General features: G+C 67.8%; 4 protein-coding genes. 1 reads left to right on the forward strand and 3 read right to left on the reverse strand.

Going from position 1 to position 2,948, the window contains the following annotated elements:
* Nucleotides 1-128 precede the first annotated feature (128 nt).
* Nucleotides 129-1,334, forward strand: coding sequence for an argininosuccinate synthase (locus SYNGFB01_RS10030; protein WP_048017916.1), 1,206 nt, complete (start codon nt 129-131; stop codon nt 1,332-1,334).
* Between the two features lie 29 nt (nt 1,335-1,363).
* Here the strand turns inward: SYNGFB01_RS10030 and SYNGFB01_RS10035 are convergent, their stop codons facing one another.
* From SYNGFB01_RS10035 to SYNGFB01_RS10045, 3 genes are all read right to left on the reverse strand, one after another.
* Nucleotides 1,364-1,783 (reverse strand): hypothetical protein, encoded by a 420-nt coding sequence (locus SYNGFB01_RS10035; RefSeq protein WP_048017913.1) that lies wholly within the window; start codon nt 1,781-1,783, stop codon nt 1,364-1,366.
* 144 nt (nt 1,784-1,927) lie between these two features.
* Nucleotides 1,928-2,290, reverse strand: a complete 363-nt coding sequence (gene rpsF / locus SYNGFB01_RS10040; protein WP_048017914.1) for a 30S ribosomal protein S6 — start codon at nt 2,288-2,290, stop codon at nt 1,928-1,930.
* A gap of 149 nt (nt 2,291-2,439) precedes the next feature.
* The gene (locus tag SYNGFB01_RS10045) at nt 2,440-2,910 is read right to left on the reverse strand and encodes a Tic20 family protein (RefSeq protein WP_048017915.1); all 471 of its coding nucleotides are present in this window, start codon (nt 2,908-2,910) and stop codon (nt 2,440-2,442) included.
* Between the last annotated feature and the right edge of the window lie 38 nt (nt 2,911-2,948).

The raw sequence follows: 2,948 nt of genomic DNA on the forward strand, positions 1-2,948 counted from the left end.
GCCGCCCCTGCTGATGACCCTGTGGCTGCTGCGCCGCTGGCGGCTGCTGCGCCGCTGGCGGCTGCAGAGCGGCGCCCCCGACAGGGGAGAATCGAGCGAGTGAACACGGATCACGGGGGAGTGCCTTGATGGGTCGGGCGAAGAAGGCGGTGCTGGCCTATTCGGGTGGCGTGGATACCAGCGTCTGCATCCCCTATCTGAAGAACGAGTGGGGCGTGGAAGAAGTGATCACCTTCGCCGCCGATCTGGGCCAGGGCGATGAGCTCGAACCGATCCGTCGCAAGGCACTGGATTCCGGCGCCAGCCAGTCGATCGTGGGTGATCTGATCGAGCCCTTCATCACCGAGTTCGCCTTTCCGGCGATCCGTGCCAATGCCCTCTACGAAGGCCGCTATCCCCTCTCCACGGCCCTGGCCCGTCCCCTGATCGCCCGCCGCCTGGTGGAGATCGCCCGCGAGGTGGGTGCCGACGCCGTGGCCCACGGCTGCACCGGCAAGGGCAACGACCAGGTGCGCTTCGATGTGACCATCGGAGCGCTGGCACCCGATCTCAAGGTGCTCACGCCCGCCCGGGAGTGGGGCATGAGCCGCGAGGAAACGATCGCCTACGGCGAGCGCTGCGGCATCCCTTCGCCGGTGAGCAAGGCGTCGCCCTATTCGATCGACCTCAACCTGCTGGGTCGCTCGATCGAGGCCGGACCGCTCGAGGATCCCAACGTGGAGCCACCCGAGGAGATCTATGCCCTCACGGTGAGTGTGGATGCCGCTCCGGATCAGCCCCAGGTGGTGGAGATCGGCTTCGAGCAGGGCAACCCGGTGAGCCTCGACGGCGAGCGGCTCGATCCGGTGAGCCTGATCCGCCGGGCCAACGACCTTGCGGGAAGCCATGGTTTCGGCCGGCTCGACATGATCGAGAACCGCGTGGTGGGCATCAAGAGCCGGGAGATCTACGAGGTGCCGGGGCTGCTGCTGCTGATCCGCGCCCATCAGGAGCTGGAGAGCCTCACCCTGGCGGCCGACGTGCTGCGCAGCAAGCGCCAGCTGGAGCAGCAGTGGGCCGATCTGGTGTACCAGGGCCTCTGGTATGGCCCGCTCAAGGACGCCGTCGACGGCTTCATCGAGCGCACCCAGCGCACCGTGAACGGCACGGTGAGGATGAAGCTGCACAAGGGCAGCGCCACGGTGGTGGGGCGCAGCAGCGCCACGAACAGTCTCTACGTGCCGGATATGGCCACCTACGACGCTGGTGACCGGTTCGACCACCGCGCCGCCGAGGGCTTCATCTACGTGTGGGGCCTGCCGACCCGGCTCTGGGCTGCCAGCCAGCGGGGCTGATCAGCGCTGCCGCTGCATGGGCTGGTCGTTCAGGCGACCAGTCTGCCGCTGTGGCGTCCGCTATGGCCGTCGCTCTCCTGGTCCGGCGCCGCGTCGGCATCGGCACCCGCGGAGCGGGACCATGGCAGGAGACGCTTCAGGGTGTGCCGCAGGCCCTGGCCTCGCGGTGCATCGCAGTCTGAGGTCTCAGGGCCAGGCATCAGCAGTCGGCGCTCCTGGCTGCCCTGCTGTGGCTGGATCTGCAGCAGTTGCTGCCGCAAGGCCGCGTTGTCCTCGAGCAGCCGATGCTGCTGCTCGAGGATCGGTTCCAGCCGGCTCTGGAACTTGCGTTCGAAGATCTCGGGGAGATCGCTGAGCAGCCCCTGCATGGCCTCGAGCTCGTCACGGGCAGCCTGCAGCTCCTTCTGAAGCTGCTGCTCGCGCCCGCTCTGCTGCGTCCAGCTGAACACGGCTTGTGCCGAGCCTGCCCACCTGGGCTGCGGGGGAAGCGGCGGAACGGCTGGCAGNCCTTCCGGGGACTGTGGCTGCTGGTCCGGGTTCATCCCAGGACCTTAACGGTGCCACGGCTTGTCTTACAAGGCTCGCCGCAGGATTCAGGCGTTGGCCGGCTCCATCGGGGCAGCCTCGCTCACCGCCGTGGGCAGGGAGCGTGGGGCGGGCATGGGTCCGTCCTGCTTCACGGTCAGGTAGCGGATCACGTCCTCCGAGAGGCGCATGGCGCGCTCCAGCGGGGCCACCTGCTGGCCGTCGCCGTTGTGGTTGAGCTGCACGTAGATGCCCTCGCGGTGCTTGGCGATCGGGTAGGCCAGGCGGCGCTTGCCGCGCATCTGGCAATCGAGCACTTCACCACCGGCCTCGGTCACAAGATCGCGGTACTTGGTGATGTGGCTCTCCACCTCCTCTTCCGGGATGTCCGGCCGGAGGATGTACATGGTTTCGTAATAGGGCTGCGTCATGGTCGCCTGATGGGATTGCCTGTTGGGTGAGGAACCAGGGGCCGGTGCGTCTCCGGTGGATGACCCCACAGCAGGACTGCAGCTACAGCTTTGCTGCTGCTGTGCTGCTGCGAGGGGAACCGTGACCCGCCAGCGACGGATCGACCACCCTACAGCTGCATCCGCACGGCTTCCGAGAGGCTGGGGATGTCGGCCTCCTCGCCCCGCAGGCTCTGGATGATCCCGAAGCCCACGAGCACCAGAACACCCAGAAACACGGTGTTGCCGAGGGTGCGCAGGGCGAAGTCGATGCGCAGGGGGCTCAGCAGGATGTCGAAGGCCAGCCGCACCAGCACCAGCAGGATGTCGATCAGGATCGCCTGCAGCACGCTGAAGCGGATCAGGTAGGGCACCCGCGGGTTGCGCACCACCGCGAGATAAAGCACCAGGAAGAGCAGCAGGCCGCCCAGGCCGCCTGGCACCGCCTGCTGCACCAGCGCCACCGGCAGGGCGGGCAGGCTCAGCCACTGGAGCACAGGAAACAGGCCGAACAGCGAGCGTCCGAAACCGAGCCCCTCGGTCCAGGGCAGCAGGTAGGCCGCGGCGGCGGCCAGCCGCTGCCAGATCGGTGGGCCTTGCATCGGGGGATGGCCGGGGAGTGGCTGCAGGCTAGTCAGAG

It is taken from the genome of Synechococcus sp. GFB01, from assembly GCF_001039265.1.
Lineage (GTDB): Bacteria > Cyanobacteriota > Cyanobacteriia > PCC-6307 > Cyanobiaceae > NIES-981.

Coding starts and splice junctions, on each gene's coding strand:
- SYNGFB01_RS10030 (WP_048017916.1), top strand. CDS start 129: ATGGGTCGGGCGAAGAAGGCGGTGCTGGCCTATTCGGGTGGCGTGGAT.
- rpsF (WP_048017914.1), bottom strand. CDS start 2,290: ATGACGCAGCCCTATTACGAAACCATGTACATCCTCCGGCCGGACATC.
- SYNGFB01_RS10045 (WP_048017915.1), bottom strand. CDS start 2,910: ATGCAAGGCCCACCGATCTGGCAGCGGCTGGCCGCCGCCGCGGCCTAC.